Origin of the sequence: Pauljensenia hongkongensis, from assembly GCF_001746855.1 — a bacterium.
Classification (GTDB): Bacteria; Actinomycetota; Actinomycetes; order Actinomycetales; family Actinomycetaceae; genus Pauljensenia; species Pauljensenia hongkongensis.
Genome location: NZ_CP017298.1, coordinates 43,605 through 60,511 on the forward strand (window position 1 = coordinate 43,605; position 16,907 = coordinate 60,511).

Sequence of the window (16,907 nt, forward strand, 5' to 3'; positions counted from 1 at the left end):
CGCCGCCCGCCCGCCTCTAGTCTGGGGGCTGTGGCAGACCCCTCGACCTACCGTCCGCCCGCGGGCGACATCCCCACCTCCCCCGGCGTCTACCGCTTCTCGGACGCGAACGGCCGCGTCATCTACGTGGGCAAGGCCAAGAACCTGCGCAACCGCCTCGCCAACTACTTCCAGGACCTGGCGAACCTGCACCCGCGCACCCAGCAGATGGTCACCACCGCCGCCCGCGTGCAGTGGACCGTGGTGGGCAACGAGGTCGAGGCCCTCACCCTCGAGTTCACGTGGATCAAAGAGTTCAACCCCCGCTTCAACGTCATGTTCAAGGACGACAAGTCCTACCCCTACCTGGCGGTGACGATGGGGGAGGCCTACCCCCGCCTCCACGCGGTCCGGGGCGCCCGCAAGCCCGGCGCCCGCTACTTCGGGCCCTTCGTCCAGGCATGGTCCATCCGCGAGACCATCGACCAGCTGGTGCGGGTCTTCCCCGTGCGCACATGCTCGCCCGGCGTGTTCCGCCGCGCCAGGGCCCAGGGCCGCCCCTGCCTGCTGGGCTACATCGACAAGTGCTCGGCCCCCTGCGTGGGCAGGATCAGCGAGGAGGACCACCGCGCGATGGCCCTGGAGCTGTGCTCCTTCATGCAGGGGCGCGCCGGGCCCGTCATCGCCGACCTCGAGCAGCAGATGCGCAGCGCCTCCGCCGCCCTCGACTTCGAGACCGCCGCCCGGCTGCGCGACGACGTCGCCGCCCTGCGCGCCGTCCTCGAGCGCAACGCCGTCGTCCTGGCCGACGGCACCGACGCCGACGTCTTCGCCCTGGCCACCGACGAGCTCGACGCCGCCGTCCACGTCTTCCACGTGCGCGGCGGGCGCGTGCGCGGCACCCGCGGATGGGTCGTCGAGCGCTCCGACGACGCCGACGAGCCCGCGCTCATCGCCCGCCTCCTCGAACAGGTCTACTCCCAGGCCACGCCCGACGACCCCCCCGCCCCGGGCGAACGCGCCCAGAAGGCCGAGGCCGTCAGCGTCGACGACGTCGCCCACACCCCGACCTCCGCGATCCCCCGCGAGGTCCTCGTCTCCACCGCGCCCACCGACCGGGCCACCATCGAGGAATGGCTCACCGGACTGCGCGGGGGCCGCGTGCGCGTGCGCGTCCCCCAGCGCGGCGAGAAGGCCCACCTGATGGGCACCGTCATGGAGAACGCCCGGCAGGGCCTCGCCCTGCACCACTCCAAACGCGCCGGAGACATCACCGCCCGCGCCCAGGCCCTCGAGGAGCTCGCCGCCCAACTCGACCTGCCCGGCGCCCCCCTGCGCATCGAGTGCTACGACGTGTCCCACACGATGGGGACGCTCCAAGTCGCCTCGATGGTCGTCTTCGAGGACGGCGCGCCCCGCAAGGACGCCTACCGCAGCTTCAACATCCGCGGCGCCGATGGCGGCGGCGCCCCCGACGACACGGCCGCCATGGACGAGGTCCTCACCCGCCGCTTCTCGCGCCTGCTCGCCGAGGAATCGGGGGAACAGGGGGAGGACGAGGAGGGCGTCCCCCTCGAGTCCGGCCCCGTCGACGCCACCGGGCGCCCCCGCCGCTTCTCCTACCGCCCCGACCTGGTCGTCGTCGACGGCGGCCCCGCCCAGGCAGCGGCCGCGCGCGCCGCCCTGGACGGAGTCGGCGCGGACGTCCCCGTCATCGGACTGGCCAAGCGCCTCGAGGAGGTGTGGGCGCCCGGCGAGGAGTTCCCCATCATCCTGCCCAGGACGTCCCCCGCCCTCTACATGCTCCAGCACCTGCGCGACGAGTCGCACCGCTTCGCCATCACCAAGCACCGCAAGCGCCGCTCGAAGGCCCAGACCCGCTCCGCCCTCGACAAGATCCCCGGCCTGGGCCCCAGCAGGCAGACCGCCCTGCTCAAGCACTTCGGATCCGTGCGCCGCCTGCGCGCGGCCAGCGCCGAGCAGATCGCCCAAGTCAGCGGGATCGGACCCGTGCTCGCCGCCGCCATACGCGATAGTCTGTCCGAGTCGGGGACCGCGGACACCCCCGGGCCCGGGCCCGCCTCGTGAAATCGGAGAGACCATGATCGCCTACGCACCCTCCTCCCTCCCCGCGCGCGTCCTGCTGCTCGGCGCGGGGGAACTGGGCAAGGAGCTCACGATCTCCCTCAAAAGGCTCGGCTGCCTCGTCGTCGCCTGCGACTCCTACGTGGGCGCCCCCGCGATGCAAGTCGCGGACGAGGCCAGGATCTTCGACATGACCGACCCCCGCGCGCTCGCGGAGGTCCTCGAGGCCGTCGAAGTCGACCTCATCGTCCCCGAGGTCGAGGCCATCGCCACCGAGCTGCTCCTCGCCGCCGAGGACGCCGGCCGCGCCCGCGTGGTCCCCAACGCCCACGCGGTGCGCACCACCATGGACCGCCAGGCCATCCGCGCCCTCGCCGACTGCCTGCCCGACGTGCGCGTCGGCGCCCACCGCTTCGCCTCCTCCGCCGACCAGTTGCGCGCCGCCCTGGACGAACTGCGCCTGCCCGTCTTCGTCAAACCCACCATGTCCTCCTCCGGGCACGGCCAGACCCTGGTGCGCACACGCGCGGACGCCCGGAGGGCCTGGGACACGGCCGCCCGCGGGGCCAGGGCGGCCACCGGGCGCGTCATCGTCGAGGAGCGCATCGACTTCGACTACGAGATCACCCTGCTCACCGTGCGCTGGTGGAGCCACCGGGAAGGGCGCGTGCGCACCAGCTTCTGCGAGCCGATCGGGCACCGCCAGTGCGACGGCGACTACGTGGAGTCCTGGCAGCCCGCGGACATGAGCCCCGCGGCCCTGGCCTCCGCCCAGCGGATGGCCGCCGCCATGACCGGCGCCCTGGCCGAAGCGGGCCCCGGCCCCGGCCTGGGCCTGTTCGGCGCCGAGTTCTTCGTGCGCGGCGACCGGGTGTGGTTCTCCGAGCTGTCCCCGCGCCCCCACGACACGGGAATGGTGACCATGGCCACCCAGGACCTCAACGAGTTCGACCTGCACGCCCGCGCCATCCTGGGCCTGCCCGTGGACGCCTCCCTGCGCTGCCCCGGCGCCTCCGCCGTCATCAAATCCACCGCGCCCGCGCCCGCGCCCCGCTACGTCGGCGTCGGCGACGCCCTCGACCTGGGCGCGGATGTGAGGATCTTCGGCAAACCCGTCTCCCGTGCCGGCCGTCGTGTGGGGGTCGTCACCGTCCGCGGCGCCACCGTCGACGAGGCCCGCGCCACCGCGCGGAAAGCCGCCGCGGGCGTCCGGATCGAGAACTACCCCTCGCTTCAACGGGACCCGCGCGGGCGGGAAATGGCATCCTTGTAACATGAGCGAGCGTGACCGGGCCCAATCGCCCACCGACCTGGGGGAGGCGGAGAACCCGCCGACCTTCCCCCGTGGAATCGACCTGCGCGACGAGACCGCGCCCAAGCGGGAACCCGCGCCCACCAACGAGGTCCTCATCATCACCGGCTACTCCGGAGCGGGCCGCACCGGGGCCGCCCGCGCCCTGGAGGACCTCGACTGGTACGTCGTCGACAACCTGCCCCCCACGATGCTGCCCGCCCTGGTCGGGATGATGTCGAACGACCCCACCGCGGGCGTCCACCGCCTGGCCGTCGGCGTCGACGTGCGCTCGAGGACCTTCTTCACGTCCCTGGCCACCACCCTCGAGCAGCTCAAGGCCTCGGGGATCGCCTACCGCGTGATCTTCCTGGAGGCCACGCGCGAGGCCCTGGTCAAGCGCTACGAGTCGAACCGCCGGCCCCACCCCCTGCAGGGCAGTGGGACCCTCATCGACGGGATCGCCGCCGAGGAGAGGCTGCTGGCGCCCCTGCGCGCCACGGCCGACCAGGTCATCGACACCTCCGGCATGAGCGTCCACGACCTCACGCGCCACATCCGCGACTACGTGGCGGGCGAGGCGGCCCGCCCCCTGCAGGTCACCGTCGAGTCCTTCGGCTTCAAGCACGGACTGCCCCTGGACGCGGACCACGTCGTCGACGTGCGGTTCTTGAAGAACCCGTACTGGGTGGACGAGCTGCGCCACCTGACCGGGCGCGACCAGGCCGTCGCCGACTACGTCCTCGACCAACCCGGCGCCCGCGACTTCGCGCTCGGCTACGCTGATCTCCTGGCCCCCATGCTCGACGGGTACCTGGTCGAGCTCAAGCCCTTCGTCACCATCGCCGTCGGGTGCACCGGGGGCAAGCACCGCTCCGTCGCGTGCGCCGAGCTCATCGCGCAGCGCCTGCGCGAGCGGGGGCACACCGTGCGCGCGCGCCATCGAGACATCGGGAGGGACTAATGGCGTACCTCGACGCCGCTGGCTGGGTCCAGCGCGGCGACAACGGGCAGTCGATCGTCGCCCTCGGCGGCGGGCACGGCCTGTCCGCCACGCTGCGCGCCCTGCGCCACATCACCCGCCAGCTGACGGCGGTCGTCACCGTCGCCGACGACGGCGGCTCGTCGGGCAGGCTCCGCAAGGAGATGCCGATCCTGCCCCCCGGCGACCTGCGCATGGCCCTGGCGAGCCTGTGCGAGGAGTCCGAATGGGGCCTGACGTGGCGCGACGTCATGCAACTGCGCCTGAGGACCACGGGCCCGCTGGACGGCCACGCGCTGGGCAACCTGCTGATCTCGGGACTGTGGCAGCTCCTCGACGACCCTGTCGAGGGCCTTGACTGGGTGGGCCGGCTGCTCGGCGCCCAGGGGCGCGTGCTGCCGATGTCCACGACCCCCATCGACATCGAGGCCGACATGGACGACGACGGCACCCGCTACGTCGTCTCCGGGCAGTCGAAGGTCGCCATCGCGCCGGGCACCGTCGAGCACGTGCGCATCACCCCGGCCGCCCCGGACGTGCCCGCCGCGGTCACCGAGGCGATCTCGGAGGCGGACTGGGTGGTCCTGGGGCCGGGGTCGTGGTACACCTCCGTCATCCCGCACCTGCTGGTCCCCGGGGTCCACCGCGCCCTGGCCACCACCGACGCCCACCGCGCCCTCGTGCTCAACCTGGCGCGCCAGAGGGGCGAGACCGACCGCATGTCCACGGCGGACCACGTGCGCGTGCTCCGCGACTACGCCCCCGACCTCAAACTCGACGTCGTGATCGCCGACCCCACCGCCTGCGACGACGTCGACGACCTCATCAGGGCCGCCCAGGACCTGGGCGCGCGCGTCGTCCTGCGCCAGGTCCGCACGGGGGACGGGGCGCCCCACCACGACCCGCTGCGCCTGGCGGCGGCGCTGCGCGACGCATTCGACGGCTTCCTGGGCGAGGTCGGCCAGCCCGAGATGTGGCTCCCCTAGGCCGTCCCCCGCTCCTGCTGTGACCCGAAGGAACAACGTGTCTCTCACTTCCGATATGAAGGACGAGCTGGCCCGCACCAGCGTCGCCACCCAGTCCGAGATGGCGGCCGAGGTCTGCTCCGTGCTGCGCTTCGCGGGCGGCCTCCACCTGGTGGGCGGGCGGATCCTCATCGAGGCGGAACTCGATTCCCCCGTGGCCGCCAGGCGCCTGCGCGCCTTCCTGCAGGCCCTGTACAACGCGCAGTCCTCGGTGGTCGTCGTCTCCGGCGGCTCGCTGCGGCGCGGCAAGCGCTACGTCGTGCGCGTCGTCCACGGCGCGGACGACCTCGCGCGCCTGACGGGGCTCGTGGACTCGATGCGGCGCCCGGTGCGGGGCCTGCCGCCCTTCCTGGTCGGGGCCGGGCGCGCCGAGGCGGCCGCCGTGTGGAGGGGCGCCTTCCTGGCGAGGGGCTCGCTCATGGAGCCGGGGCGCTCCTCGTCCCTGGAGATCACCTGCCCGGGGCCCGAGGCGGCGCTCGCCATGGTGGGGTGCGCCCGGAAGCTGGGGGCCTCCGCCCGCTCGAAGGAGGTGCGCGGCGCCGACCGCGTGTCCGTGCGCGACTCCGAGGCGATCGGCGCCCTCATCAGCGCGATGGGGGCGAAGGAGACCTTCGGGGTGTGGCAGGAGAGGCGCGAGCGGCGCGAGGCGCGCGGCAGCGCCAACCGCCTGGCGAACTTCGACGACGCGAACCTGCGCAGGTCCGCCAGGGCGGCGGTCGCGGCGGGCGCGCGCGTGGAGCGCGCCTTCGAGATCCTCGGCGACGACATCCCCGAGCACCTGCTCGAGGCGGGGCGGCTGCGCCTGGAGTACAAGCAGGCGTCGCTGGAGGAGCTCGGCAAGCACACGGACCCGCCGCTGACCAAGGACGCCGTGGCGGGGCGCATCCGCCGCCTGCTCACCATGGCGGACAAGGCGGCGCACGAGCGGGGCATCCCGGACACCGAGGCGGCGCTGACCCTCGAGATGCTCGAGGAGGACTGAAGTCCCCCGATCGGCGCCGCGGAACGGCTGGTTCCCTGATAACGAGAATTACGCCACGGGCCGATTCGCAAAATGGGATGTGCTTCCGGCCTCACCGGGGTGTAGATTAGCAGTGCTGGAACCGCAGTGATCTGCGGGCCGGGCCTGCAAACCGGCGGGCCCGGTCGCAACTGAAACCGTGCCCGGCCCGGGCACGAGCAGGAGGAACATAGTGACCACCCGCGTTGGCATCAACGGCTTCGGCCGCATCGGCCGCAACTTCTTCCGCGCCTTCCTCGAGCAGGGTGCGGACCTCGAGATCGTCGCCGTCAACGACCTGACCGACAACAAGACCCTTGCCCACCTTCTGAAGTACGACTCGATCCTGGGCCGCTTCGGCGGGGAGGTCTCCTTCGACGACGATGGCATCATCGTCGACGGCAAGCACATCAAGGTGCTCGCCGAGCGCAACCCCGCCGACCTGCCCTGGGGCGACCTCGGCGTCGACGTCGTCGTCGAGTCCACCGGCCTCTTCACCGACGGCGAGAAGGCGAAGGCCCACATCGAGGGCGGCGCCAAGAAGGTCGTCATCTCCGCTCCCGCGAAGAACGTCGACGGCACGTTCGTCATGGGCGTCAACGAGGGCGACTACGACAACGCCACGATGAACATCGTGTCCAACGCGTCGTGCACCACCAACTGCCTCGCCCCCCTGGCCAAGGTCCTCCATGAGAGCTTCGGCATCGAGCGCGGCATCATGACGACCATCCACTCCTACACGGGCGACCAGCGCGTCCTCGACGCCCCCCACAAGGACCTGCGCCGCGCCCGCGCCGCCGCCCTCAACATGATCCCCACCAAGACCGGCGCCGCCCAGGCCGTGGCCCTGGTCCTGCCGGCCCTCAAGGGCAAGTTCGACGGCCTCGCCGTCCGCGTGCCCACCCCCACCGGCTCCCTGACCGACCTCACCTTCGTCGCCGAGAAGGAGGTCTCCGTCGAGGCCGTCAAGGCCGCCGTCAAGGCCGCCGCCGAGGGCGAGCTCAAGGGCGTCCTGGAGTACACGGAGGACCCGATCGTGTCCACCGACATCCAGGGCAACCCCCACACCTCGATCTTCGACGCCACCGAGACCAAGGTCATCGGCAACCTCGTCAAGGTCCTGTCCTGGTACGACAACGAGTGGGGCTACTCCAACGCCCTGGTCCGCCTGACCGCCCTGGTCGGCTCCAAGCTCGCCTGATCCGGGCAGCCCCGGCCCCATGATGAGCTGACGGAAGACGCCCGTGCACGCGACGCACGGGCGTCTTCCGCACTCGCCCCACCCACACCCCAACGAAAGGCTGGTTCCATGAGGACCATCGACACCCTCGGCGACCTGCGCGGCAAGCGGGTCCTCGTCCGCTCGGACTTCAACGTCCCCCTCAAGGACGGCGCCATCACCGACGACGGCCGCATCCGCGCCGCGCTGCCCACCCTGAAGACCCTCGCCGACGCCGGCGCGAAGGTGGTCGTCCTGGCCCACCTCGGCCGCCCCAAGGGCAAGGTCGACCCCGCGTTCTCCCTGGCCCCCGTCGCCGCCCGCCTCGCGGAGCTGTCCGGCTTGAAGGTCACCCTGGCCTCGGACACCGTCGGGGACTCCGCGCGCCAGACCGTGGCCTCCCTGGGCGAGGGCGAGGTCGCCCTGCTCGAGAACGTCCGCTTCGACGCGCGCGAGACCTCCAAGGTCGACGCCGAGCGCGAGGAGCTGGCCCGCGAGTACGCCAAGCTCGGCGACGCCTTCGTCTCCGACGGGTTCGGCGTGGTCCACCGCAAGCAGGCCTCCGTCTACGACATCGCCAAGCTGGTGCCCTCCGCTGCGGGCCTGCTGGTCCTCAAGGAGATCGAGTCCCTGTCCAAGGTCACCGAGGACCCCGAGCGCCCCTACGGCGTCGTGCTCGGCGGCTCCAAGGTCTCCGACAAGCTCGGCGTCATCGCGAACCTGCTGAAGAAGGCCGACCTGCTGCTCATCGGCGGCGGCATGGTCTTCACCTTCCTGGCCGCCAAGGGCTACTCCGTGGGCAAGTCCCTGCTGGAGGAGGACCAGATCGACACCGTCAAGGGCTACATCGCCGAGGCCGCCGAGCGCGGCGTGGACCTGGTGCTGCCCGTCGACGTGGTCGTCGCCCCCGAGTTCGCCGCCGACTCCCCGGCGACGGTCGTCGGCGTCGACGCGATCCCCGCCGACCAGATGGGCCTGGACATCGGCCCCGAGTCCGGCAAGCTCTTCGCCGACAAGCTGGCGGCCGCCAAGACGGTCGCGTGGAACGGCCCGATGGGCGTCTTCGAGTTCGAGGCGTTCTCCGCCGGCACCCGCGCCGTCGCCGAGGCCCTGTCGAAGGGCACCATGTTCTCCGTCATCGGCGGCGGGGACTCCGCCGCGGCCGTGCGCCTGCTCGGCTTCGACGAATCCACCTTCTCCCACATCTCCACCGGTGGCGGCGCCTCCCTCGAGCTCCTCGAGGGCAAGGTCCTGCCCGGCATCGCAGTTCTGGAGGACTGAAAATGGCACGCACCCCCCTCATGGCGGGCAACTGGAAGATGAACCTCGACCACCTCGAGGCCAACCACCTCGTCCAGGGCCTGGCGATGGAGCTGTCCGACCGCGACCACGACTACTCCAAGTGCGAGGTCGTCGTCATCCCGCCGTTCACGGACCTGCGCACGGTCCAGACCGTGGTCGACGCCGACAAGCTCGGCGTCAAGTACGGCGCGCAGGACGTCTCTGTGCACGACAACGGCGCCTACACCGGCGAGATCTCCACCGCGATGCTCAACAAACTGGGCTGCTCCTACGTGGTGGCGGGCCACTCCGAGCGGCGCGAGTACCACTCGGAGTCCGACGAGCTGGTCGGCCAGAAGGCGCGCAAGGCCTTCGACGCGGGCATGACCCCGATCCTGTGCTGCGGCGAGGCCTTGGAAATCCGCAAGGCCGGCACCTACGTCGACTTCGTGCTCGCCCAGATCCGCGCAGCCCTCAAGGGCTGGGACGGCGCCGACGTGGCGAAGATAGTCATCGCCTACGAGCCCATCTGGGCCATCGGCACCGGTGAGACAGCCTCCGCCGCGGACGCCCAGGAGGTGTGCGGGGCGATCCGCGCCGCACTGCGCGAGGACTACGGCGACTCGGTCGCCGACGCCACCCGCATCCTCTACGGCGGCTCCGCCAAGCCGGGCAACATCAAGGAGCTCATGGCCCAGCCCGACATCGACGGCGGCCTGGTGGGCGGGGCGTCCCTGAAGGCGGACTCCTTCGCCCAGATGGCGACCTTCTACGCCTGAGCGGGGCGGGGCCCGCTGTCGGCCCCGCCGCGCTGGCGCGGGGGCCTCCGGTGCGCCGGTTGGCCCCCGCGCCGTTCTTCGCTAGACTGAAGCCCGGTTCCTGCAGTCCGCCGAGCGGATCATCGAGAAAACGGAAACATAGTGAGCATCCTCAACAACGTCCTCATCGTGATGATCTTCATCACGAGCGCCCTGCTGACCCTGACCGTCCTCATGCACAAGGGGCAGGGCGGCGGCCTTTCCGACATGTTCGGCGGGGGCATCTCGTCAACCGCCGGCTCCTCGGGCGTCGCCGAGCGCAACCTCAACCGCATCACCCTGGGGGTGCTGCTCGTGTGGGTCGTGTGCATCATCGGCTACGCCCTGCTCACGAAGTTCGCCGCATGACCCATTGAGACCGTCCCGGTCCGCGCCGCCCTCGCCCCCGAGGGCGGTTTTTCCATCCACTAACGAGAGCGAGATCCCCCGATGGACGCCATAGCAGCATGGGTGCCCACCGCCTTCTGGGCGGTCGTCTTCCTGTGGTCCTACCACAGGGAGCCCCGGCAGTTCAGGAACGCGTTCTTCTTCCTCTTCCTCGTGATCACGGCGCTGTTCACGGTGGCGGTCATGTCCCAGGACATGTGGGTCATCCTGCCCATCGGGCTCCTCGTCGTGTTCAGCCCCTTCGCGTTCATCGCGTTCCTCTTCGCGAACGCCTGGGTCGTCGCGCGCCGCGAGGGCGTGAGCCTGGCGACGCTGCTCCCCCTGCTCTTCGGCGTGGCCGTGGCCGGCTGGTTCGCGGCGTTGCCTCTGTCGGTGGGCCTCCACGCCCCCGAGTGGGTCCTCGGCGCCGCGATGCTGCTGACCGCGTGGGGCGCGTGGTTCTTCATGTCCTTCACGGCCCTGCTGCTCTACTCGACCTTCTACCGCTTGTTGCCGCGCAAGCGCGTCTACGACTACATCATCATCCACGGCGCCGGGCTCAACGGCGAGGAGCCGACGCCGCTGCTGCGCGGGCGCATTGAAACGGCGATCAGGCTGTGGGACCGGCAGGGCCGCAGGGCCGTCCTGGTGCCGTCGGGGGGCCAGGGCCCCGACGAGGTGGTGTCCGAGGCGGAGGCCATGCACCGGTTCCTCAGGACCAATGGGGTGGGGGAGGAGTCCATCCTCGACGAGGACCGTTCAACGACCACCATGGAGAACCTGGTGTTCGCGAAGCAGCTCATCGAGGAGAGGCAGCGGGGCTTCCCCTACCGCTGCGCGATGGTGACCAGCGACTACCACGTCTTCCGCACAGCCACTTACGCGCGGGCGGCGGGCATCCGGGGCGACGGCGTGGGCGCGAAGACCGCGTTCTACTACTTCCCGACCGCGTTCATCCGCGAGTTCATCGCCTTCACCCGCAAGCACTGGTTGCCCTACGCCCTCATCGCCGCCCTCATGCTGATCCCGGTCATCCACCGGGGCCTCATCGCCTTCGGGCACGAGATGGGGCTGTTCTAGGGTCCCCCCCGTACTCAGGGGTCCGCCCGCGCCGGGCGCGGTTCAGCGCACGAGGCGGGCGGCGGGCCCGTCCAGGTACACGCGCGCGGTGGGGGACAGGACAGCGCCCACCGGGTAGTCCTCAACGGGGGCGCCCCCCAGGGCGGCGGCGATGGCCCCGGCCTTCGCCGCCCCCGGCGCCGCCAGCCAGAGACTGCGGCACGAGCGCATGACGGCCATGGAGATGGTGATGCGCTGCGGCGGGGGCTTGGGGGAATCGGGAACGCGCACAACGGGTCCGGGCGAGTCCAGTGCCCGGTGGTGGGGGAAGAGCGAGCAGATGTGCCCGTCGGGCCCCATCCCGATCAACGCGGTGTCGAAGGAGCGCGCGCCCATGAGGCGCTCCCACGTGCGGGCGAAAGCCGCCGCCGCCTCCTCCAGGCCGTCGGCCCCGTACTGGTCCGCGCTCGGCATGCGCACCAACTCCACCCCAGGGCAGTGCCTGAGGAAACCGGTCCACGCCTCGTCGTCGTTGCGCAGGGGGTCGCCCGCGGCGACGTAGCGCTCGTCCACCATCCACACGCGCACCCGCGACCAGTCGACCGCGCTGGGGCCGACGAGGCCGGGCAGCAGGCGCTGCGTGACGAACCCGCCCGACAGGCCCACGTCGACGCGGCGGCCGGCGGGGGCGCGGAGCACCAGGCGGGACAGGTCCTCGAGGAAACGGGGCCCCAGGACGGAGGCGATGCCCGCCTCGGACGGGGCGACCACCAGTTCGGCGACCTCCCTCATGTCACTGCTCCGCGCCCAAGGGGATGAGGGGGACCTCCTGGGTGAGCAGGCGCCCGTAGTAGGCGTCCGGGTCCAGGCGCCGCAGCTCCTCCATGAGGCAGTCCTGCACGGAGCGGCGCGGCAGGCTCGCGGGCGCGTCGTCGAGGCCGGGGCGCGCCAGGCGCGCCACCGACGAGGACGCGGGCCTCGACAGGGACACCTCGGTGCCGTCGTCGAAGAGGAAACTGACCTGTGTCACGGTCTGCGCCTCCGGGTCGGTCTCGCGGCTCACGGGGACGCCCAACTGGTGGTGCAGCCACGCGGCCACGAGGTAGCTGGAGGGGTGCGTGGCGTGGCCGCGCACCAGAACGGAGGCGGGCAGGCGGTCGAAGTCCTCCGCGATGGCGGCCAGCAGCGCCCTCCACAGGGTCACGCCCGCCCACCCCAGGTCGGTGTCGCCCGGCGTGTAGACGCCGGACAGGGCGCGCAGGGCCGCCATCGGGCACGCTGTGGCGCGCGAGTCCGTGATCCTGCGGGTCGCGATGCGCCCCAGGGGGTGCTCGCCCGGGTTGGCGGGAGGATCCACCGGCCAGTAGGTGACCACGGGCGTGTCCGGCTGCAGCAGTGGCATCACCAGGGAGTCGATGCTCGTGGCGGCCTCGCCGCGCGGCTCCAGGATGACGATGTCGGACAGGCCCGCGGAGTCGCCCACGCGGATCTGCGCGTTGAGCAGCGCTTCGGATCCGGTCGCGGGCGGGTCGACCACGACGATCACCCGGCACGGGTGCTCCCGGGAGACCGCGTCGGATATCTCGATGGCGTTGTCGACATCGATGAGGTCGGGCACGCAGATCAGCAGCGTGAGGACGCGGCCCAGCGCGGCCGATCCGCGCTCCTCGCGCAGCTCCACGATCCGCGAGGCGACCTGCGCCGACGTCGTGTTCTTCAAAGTGATGATCACGGCAGCCTCCACATGCGTCCGTCGTCGGCCAGCATCCGGTGCGCGCTGGGCGGCCCCCACGCGCCCGGCGCGTACTGCTCGGGCTGGCCCTGGCCCGCCCAGTAGTCCAGCACGGGATCGAGGATCCGCCACGACCACTCCACCTCCCGCTGGTGGGGGAAGAGCGGGGCGGAGCCGACCAGCGCGTCCAGGATGAGGCGCTCGTAGGCCTCCGGGGAGTCCTCGGTGAAGGCGTGGCCGTAGGCGAAGTCCATCGTCACGTCGCGCACCTGCATCTCGGCCCCGGGCACCTTCGCGCCGAACTTCAACGTGAGCCCCTCGTCGGGCTGGACGCGGACCACGAGGACGTTCTGCCCCGACTCGGCCAGGTCCGTCGTCGGGAAGGGCACGTGCGCGGAGCGCTTGAAGACCACGGCGATCTCGGTCACCCGTTTGCCGAGGCGCTTGCCGGCCCTGAGGTAGAAGGGGACGCCCGCCCACCGGCGCGTGTCCACGAACAGCTTGATGGCGGCGAAGGTCTCAGTCGTCGAGTCCGCGGGGATGCCGTCCTCCTCCAGGTAGCCGCGCACCCGCTGCCCGCCCTGCCACCCGGCGGCGTACTGGCCGCGCGCCGTCGAGGCGGCCAGGTCCTCGGGCAGGCGCACCGCGGAGAGCACCTTCTCCTTCTCCGTCCTGATCTCCCCGGGCGTGAAGCGCACGGGCTCCTCCATGGCCGTCAGGGCCATGAGCTGGAGCAGGTGGTTCTGGATGACGTCGCGGGCCGCCCCGATGCCGTCGTAGTAGCCCGCCCGCGTGCCGATGCCGATGTCCTCCGCCATCGTGATCTGCACGGAGTCCACGTAGTTGGCCTTCCACAGGGGCTCGAACATCGTGTTCGCGAAACGCATCGCCATGATGTTCTGGACGGTCTCCTTGCCCAGGTAGTGGTCGATGCGGAAGACGTCGGACTCGTCGAAGATCTGGGAGATCACGCCCGACAGTTCGCGCGCCGACGCCAGGTCGTGGCCGAAGGGCTTCTCGATGATGACGCGCCGCCACTCCCGGTCCGTGCGGCGGTTGAGGCCCGTCTCCGCCAAGTGCTGGGCGACGACGGGGAACCAGGACGGCGGGATCGACAGGTAGAAGGCGTGGTTGCCTCCAGTGCCGCGGGACCGGTCCAGCTCGGCGACCGTGTCCGCGAGCTTCTGGTAGGCGGCCGGGTCGTCGAAGGTGCCCGACACGAAACGCAGGCCGGAGCGCATCTGGCTCCACGTGCGCTCGTTGAGGCCCGTGCGCGCGTGCTTCTCGATGGAGGCGCGCACGTAGTCCTCGAAGTCCGAGGCCGACCAGTCGCGGCGCGCGAAGCCCGTGAGCGCGAAGGCAGGGTGCAGCAGGCCCCTGTTGGCCAGGTCGTAGACCGCGGGCAGCAGCTTCTTGCGGGCCAGGTCGCCCGTGATCCCGAAGATCACCAGGCCGCACGGGGGCGAGATCCGGGGGAGCCGGCGGTCCGCCGGGTCGTGCAGTGTCGGGGCTCGTCGCTCCATAGGGGTCCTCCCATCGTCCTGTGCGGCACCGGCGGGGCGCGCCCGGACCGGATGCGCGGGGGCCGTGGAGCGCGGACTCCACGGCCCCCGCGGGGCTTGCAGCGCTACGCGCGGGCGCGCTCCAGGGACTTCCTGGCCGCGGCCGCCACGTGGTCCGCATCAATACCGTACTCCTTGAACAGGAGCGCGCCACTGGCGGACGCACCGAAGTGCTCGATGGAAACGGGCACACCCGCGTCGCCCAGCCAGCGGTACCAGGGCAGCGCGATCCCGGCCTCGACGGAGACGCGGGCCCTCACGGCGGGGGGCAGGACGGAGCGCTGGTACTCCTCGTCCTGGGCCTCGAACCAGTCCAGGCAGGGCACCGACACGACGCGGGCGGCGATGCCCTCGGCGGCCAGGAGTCCGCGCGCCTCCAGGGCGACGGGCACCTCGGAGCCCGAGGCCAGGAGGACCACGTCGGGGGTCCCCTCGGTGTCGGCCAGCACGTAGGCGCCGCGCGCCAGGGAGTCGGCCGGCGCCAGGGCGCCCTCGCCGCGGCGGGGGTTGGGCAGGTTCTGGCGGGACAGGACCAGGGCCGCCGGGTGGGACTGCTCGAGCACGGCCTTCCACGCGGCGGCCGTTTCCGCGGCGTCGGCGGGGCGCACGACCGCCAGGTTCGGGATGGCGCGGTAGGCGGCGAGGTGCTCGATCGGCTGGTGGGTGGGGCCGTCCTCGCCCACGCCGATGGAGTCGTGGGTCCACACGTAGGTGACGGGCAGATCCATCAGGGCGGCCAGGCGCACGGCGCCGCGCATGTAGTCGGAGAACACGAAGAACGTGCCGCCGTAGGGCCGGTTGACGCCGTCCGCGGCGATGCCGTTCATGATGCAGCCCATCGCGAACTCGCGGACGCCGAAGTGCAGGTTGCGCCCGAACTCGTTGCCGCTGAACGCCTTCGACGAGGCGGACTCGGGCAGGAAGGACGGCTCGCCCTTCATGAGGGTGTTGTTCGAGCCCGCCAGGTCGGCCGAGCCGCCCCACAGCTCGGGCAGCACCGAGGCGATGGCGCAGAGCACCTGGCCGGACGCGGAGCGCGTGGCCACGGCCTTGCCCTCCTCGAAGACCGGCAGCGCGGCCTCCCAGCCCTCGGGCAGCTTCCCCGCCTGGAGGCGGTCCAGCAGGGCGGCGCCGTCGGGGTTGGCGGCCCTCCACGCCTCGAAGCGCTCGTCCCAGTCGCGGCGGAACGCGGCGGCGCGCTCGGCGGCGCGGGCCCGCACGGCGGCGACCGCCTCGTCGTCGACGGCGAACATGGCGTCCGGGTCGGCCCCCAGGGCCTCCTTCAGGCCGGACAGGGCCTCGGCGCCCAGCTTCGCCCCGTGGATGCCTCCGGTGTTCTGCTTGCCGGGGGTGGGCCAGCCGATGATGGTGCGCACCGCGATGATCGACGGCTTGTCGGTGACGGCCCTGGCGGCGTCGATGGCGGCCGACAGGGCCTCCACGTCCTCGCTGTAGGAGCCGTCCGCGCTCAGCCACTCCACGCGCTGCACGTGCCAGCCGTAGGCCTCGTAGCGCGCCAGGACGTCCTCGGAGAAGGCGATGGAGGTGTTGTCCTCGATGGAGATGTGGTTGTCGTCCCACAAGACGGTGAGGTTGCCCAGCTTCTGGGTGCCGGCCAGGGAGGACGCCTCGGCGGACACGCCCTCCTGCAGGCAGCCGTCGCCGGCGATGACGTACACGTCGTGGTCGAACACGGACTCGCCCAAGGGGGTGGCGGGGTCGAGGAGGCCGTGGACGCGGCGGGAGTTCATGGCGAAGCCGACAGCGGAGGCCAGGCCCGAGCCCAGCGGGCCGGTCGTGATCTCCACGCCCTTGGTGTGCCCGAACTCCGGGTGGGCGGGCGTGAGCGACCCGGCGGTGCGCAGCGCCTTGATGTCGTCCAGTTCCAGGCCTGCCCCGGCCAGGTAGAGCTGCACGTACTGGGTGAGCGAGGAGTGCCCTGCCGACAGGATGAAGCGGTCCCTCCCGAGCCAGCGGGGATCGGACGGATCGAAGCGCATCTGCTTGTGGTAGAGCACGTAGGCGGCGGGAGCCAGCGAGATCGCGGCCCCGGGGTGCCCGGAGCCCGCCTGCTCGACCGCGTCCGCCGCGAGGAGCTTCGCCGTCTTCACCGCGCGGTCGTCGATGTGGTCCCAATTCAATGTCACGTCGGCCTCCAGCCGTACAGGCCCCATCCTCGGGGCGGGTAGTTTTCCGCCTCACAGTCTAGCTGCTATGTGCGCTGGCGCATACCGGTCCGGGCGGCCGTGCACTTTTGCGGATACGCTGGGGCCGTGGACACCATCGAGGACACCGCCTCCGACTGGCTCGACCACCTGAGGGTCGAGCGCGGGGCGTCGGCGCACACGGTGTCGAACTACCGGCGCGACATCCGCCGCTACGCCCGCGACCTGGGGGCCCGGGGGATCACGGACATCGCCGGTGTGCGCGCCGCGGACATCGAGGCCCACCTGGCGTCGCTGGCGTCGGGCGGGCTCACGGGCGCCCCGGCCGCCCCCGCCTCGGTGG

The 16,907-nt window shown here is 71.7% G+C and carries 15 protein-coding genes; 11 read left to right on the plus strand and 4 right to left on the minus strand.

All coding sequences use genetic code 11. From position 1 onward, the window contains the following. Positions 1-30: 30 nt before the first annotated feature. From uvrC to BH719_RS00245, 10 genes are all read left to right on the plus strand, one after another. The gene (gene uvrC, locus BH719_RS00200) at positions 31-2,067 is read left to right on the plus strand and encodes an excinuclease ABC subunit UvrC (RefSeq protein ID WP_009399698.1); all 2,037 of its coding nucleotides are present in this window, start codon (positions 31-33) and stop codon (positions 2,065-2,067) included. Between the two features lie 13 nt (positions 2,068-2,080). Next, positions 2,081-3,337 (plus strand): formate-dependent phosphoribosylglycinamide formyltransferase, encoded by a 1,257-nt coding sequence (purT, locus tag BH719_RS00205; RefSeq protein WP_009399699.1) that lies wholly within the window; start codon positions 2,081-2,083, stop codon positions 3,335-3,337. Between the two features lies 1 nt (position 3,338). Continuing rightward, positions 3,339-4,319 (plus strand): RNase adapter RapZ, encoded by a 981-nt coding sequence (gene rapZ, locus BH719_RS00210; RefSeq protein ID WP_009399700.1) that lies wholly within the window; start codon positions 3,339-3,341, stop codon positions 4,317-4,319. Beyond that, positions 4,319-5,323 carry a gluconeogenesis factor YvcK family protein gene (locus tag BH719_RS00215; RefSeq protein ID WP_009399701.1) on the plus strand — a complete coding sequence of 335 codons (1,005 nt, stop codon included), beginning with the start codon at positions 4,319-4,321 and terminating at the stop codon, positions 5,321-5,323. Before rapZ ends, BH719_RS00215 begins: the two co-directional genes overlap by 1 nt. Positions 5,324-5,360: 37 nt before the next feature. After that, entirely contained in the window at positions 5,361-6,344 is a 984-nt protein-coding gene (gene whiA, locus BH719_RS00220; protein WP_009399702.1) for a DNA-binding protein WhiA, read from the plus strand. A gap of 211 nt (positions 6,345-6,555) precedes the next feature. Further along, entirely contained in the window at positions 6,556-7,563 is a 1,008-nt protein-coding gene (gap, locus tag BH719_RS00225; protein ID WP_009399703.1) for a type I glyceraldehyde-3-phosphate dehydrogenase, read from the plus strand. A 108-nt stretch (positions 7,564-7,671) separates the two neighbouring features. Then, positions 7,672-8,862, plus strand: coding sequence for a phosphoglycerate kinase (locus BH719_RS00230; RefSeq protein WP_009399704.1), 1,191 nt, complete (start codon positions 7,672-7,674; stop codon positions 8,860-8,862). 2 nt (positions 8,863-8,864) lie between these two features. Beyond that, complete coding sequence (tpiA, locus tag BH719_RS00235; RefSeq protein ID WP_009399705.1) at positions 8,865-9,641, plus strand: triose-phosphate isomerase; 777 nt, start codon at positions 8,865-8,867, stop codon at positions 9,639-9,641. A 141-nt stretch (positions 9,642-9,782) separates the two neighbouring features. Continuing rightward, the gene (gene secG / locus BH719_RS00240; protein ID WP_009399706.1) at positions 9,783-10,028 is read left to right on the plus strand and encodes a preprotein translocase subunit SecG; all 246 of its coding nucleotides are present in this window, start codon (positions 9,783-9,785) and stop codon (positions 10,026-10,028) included. Between the two features lie 81 nt (positions 10,029-10,109). After that, complete coding sequence (locus tag BH719_RS00245; RefSeq protein ID WP_009399707.1) at positions 10,110-11,126, plus strand: YdcF family protein; 1,017 nt, start codon at positions 10,110-10,112, stop codon at positions 11,124-11,126. Positions 11,127-11,168: 42 nt separating this feature from the next. Here the strand turns inward: BH719_RS00245 and pgl are convergent, their stop codons facing one another. From pgl to tkt, 4 genes are all read right to left on the minus strand, one after another. After that, complete coding sequence (gene pgl, locus BH719_RS00250) at positions 11,169-11,897, minus strand: 6-phosphogluconolactonase (RefSeq protein WP_009399708.1); 729 nt, start codon at positions 11,895-11,897, stop codon at positions 11,169-11,171. 1 nt (position 11,898) lies between these two features. After that, positions 11,899-12,837 (minus strand): glucose-6-phosphate dehydrogenase assembly protein OpcA, encoded by a 939-nt coding sequence (locus BH719_RS00255; RefSeq protein ID WP_034255092.1) that lies wholly within the window; start codon positions 12,835-12,837, stop codon positions 11,899-11,901. Further along, positions 12,834-14,360 carry a glucose-6-phosphate dehydrogenase gene (gene zwf / locus BH719_RS00260; protein ID WP_009399710.1) on the minus strand — a complete coding sequence of 509 codons (1,527 nt, stop codon included), beginning with the start codon at positions 14,358-14,360 and terminating at the stop codon, positions 12,834-12,836. The genes BH719_RS00255 and zwf overlap by 4 nt, the downstream gene beginning before the upstream one ends. A 104-nt stretch (positions 14,361-14,464) precedes the next feature. Continuing rightward, positions 14,465-16,546, minus strand: a complete 2,082-nt coding sequence (gene tkt / locus BH719_RS00265; RefSeq protein WP_034255093.1) for a transketolase — start codon at positions 16,544-16,546, stop codon at positions 14,465-14,467. Between the two features lie 126 nt (positions 16,547-16,672). Here tkt and BH719_RS09875 point away from each other — a divergent pair. Continuing rightward, a partial coding sequence (locus BH719_RS09875) for a site-specific integrase (protein ID WP_009399712.1) occupies positions 16,673-16,907 on the plus strand: 235 nt, incomplete at its 3' end.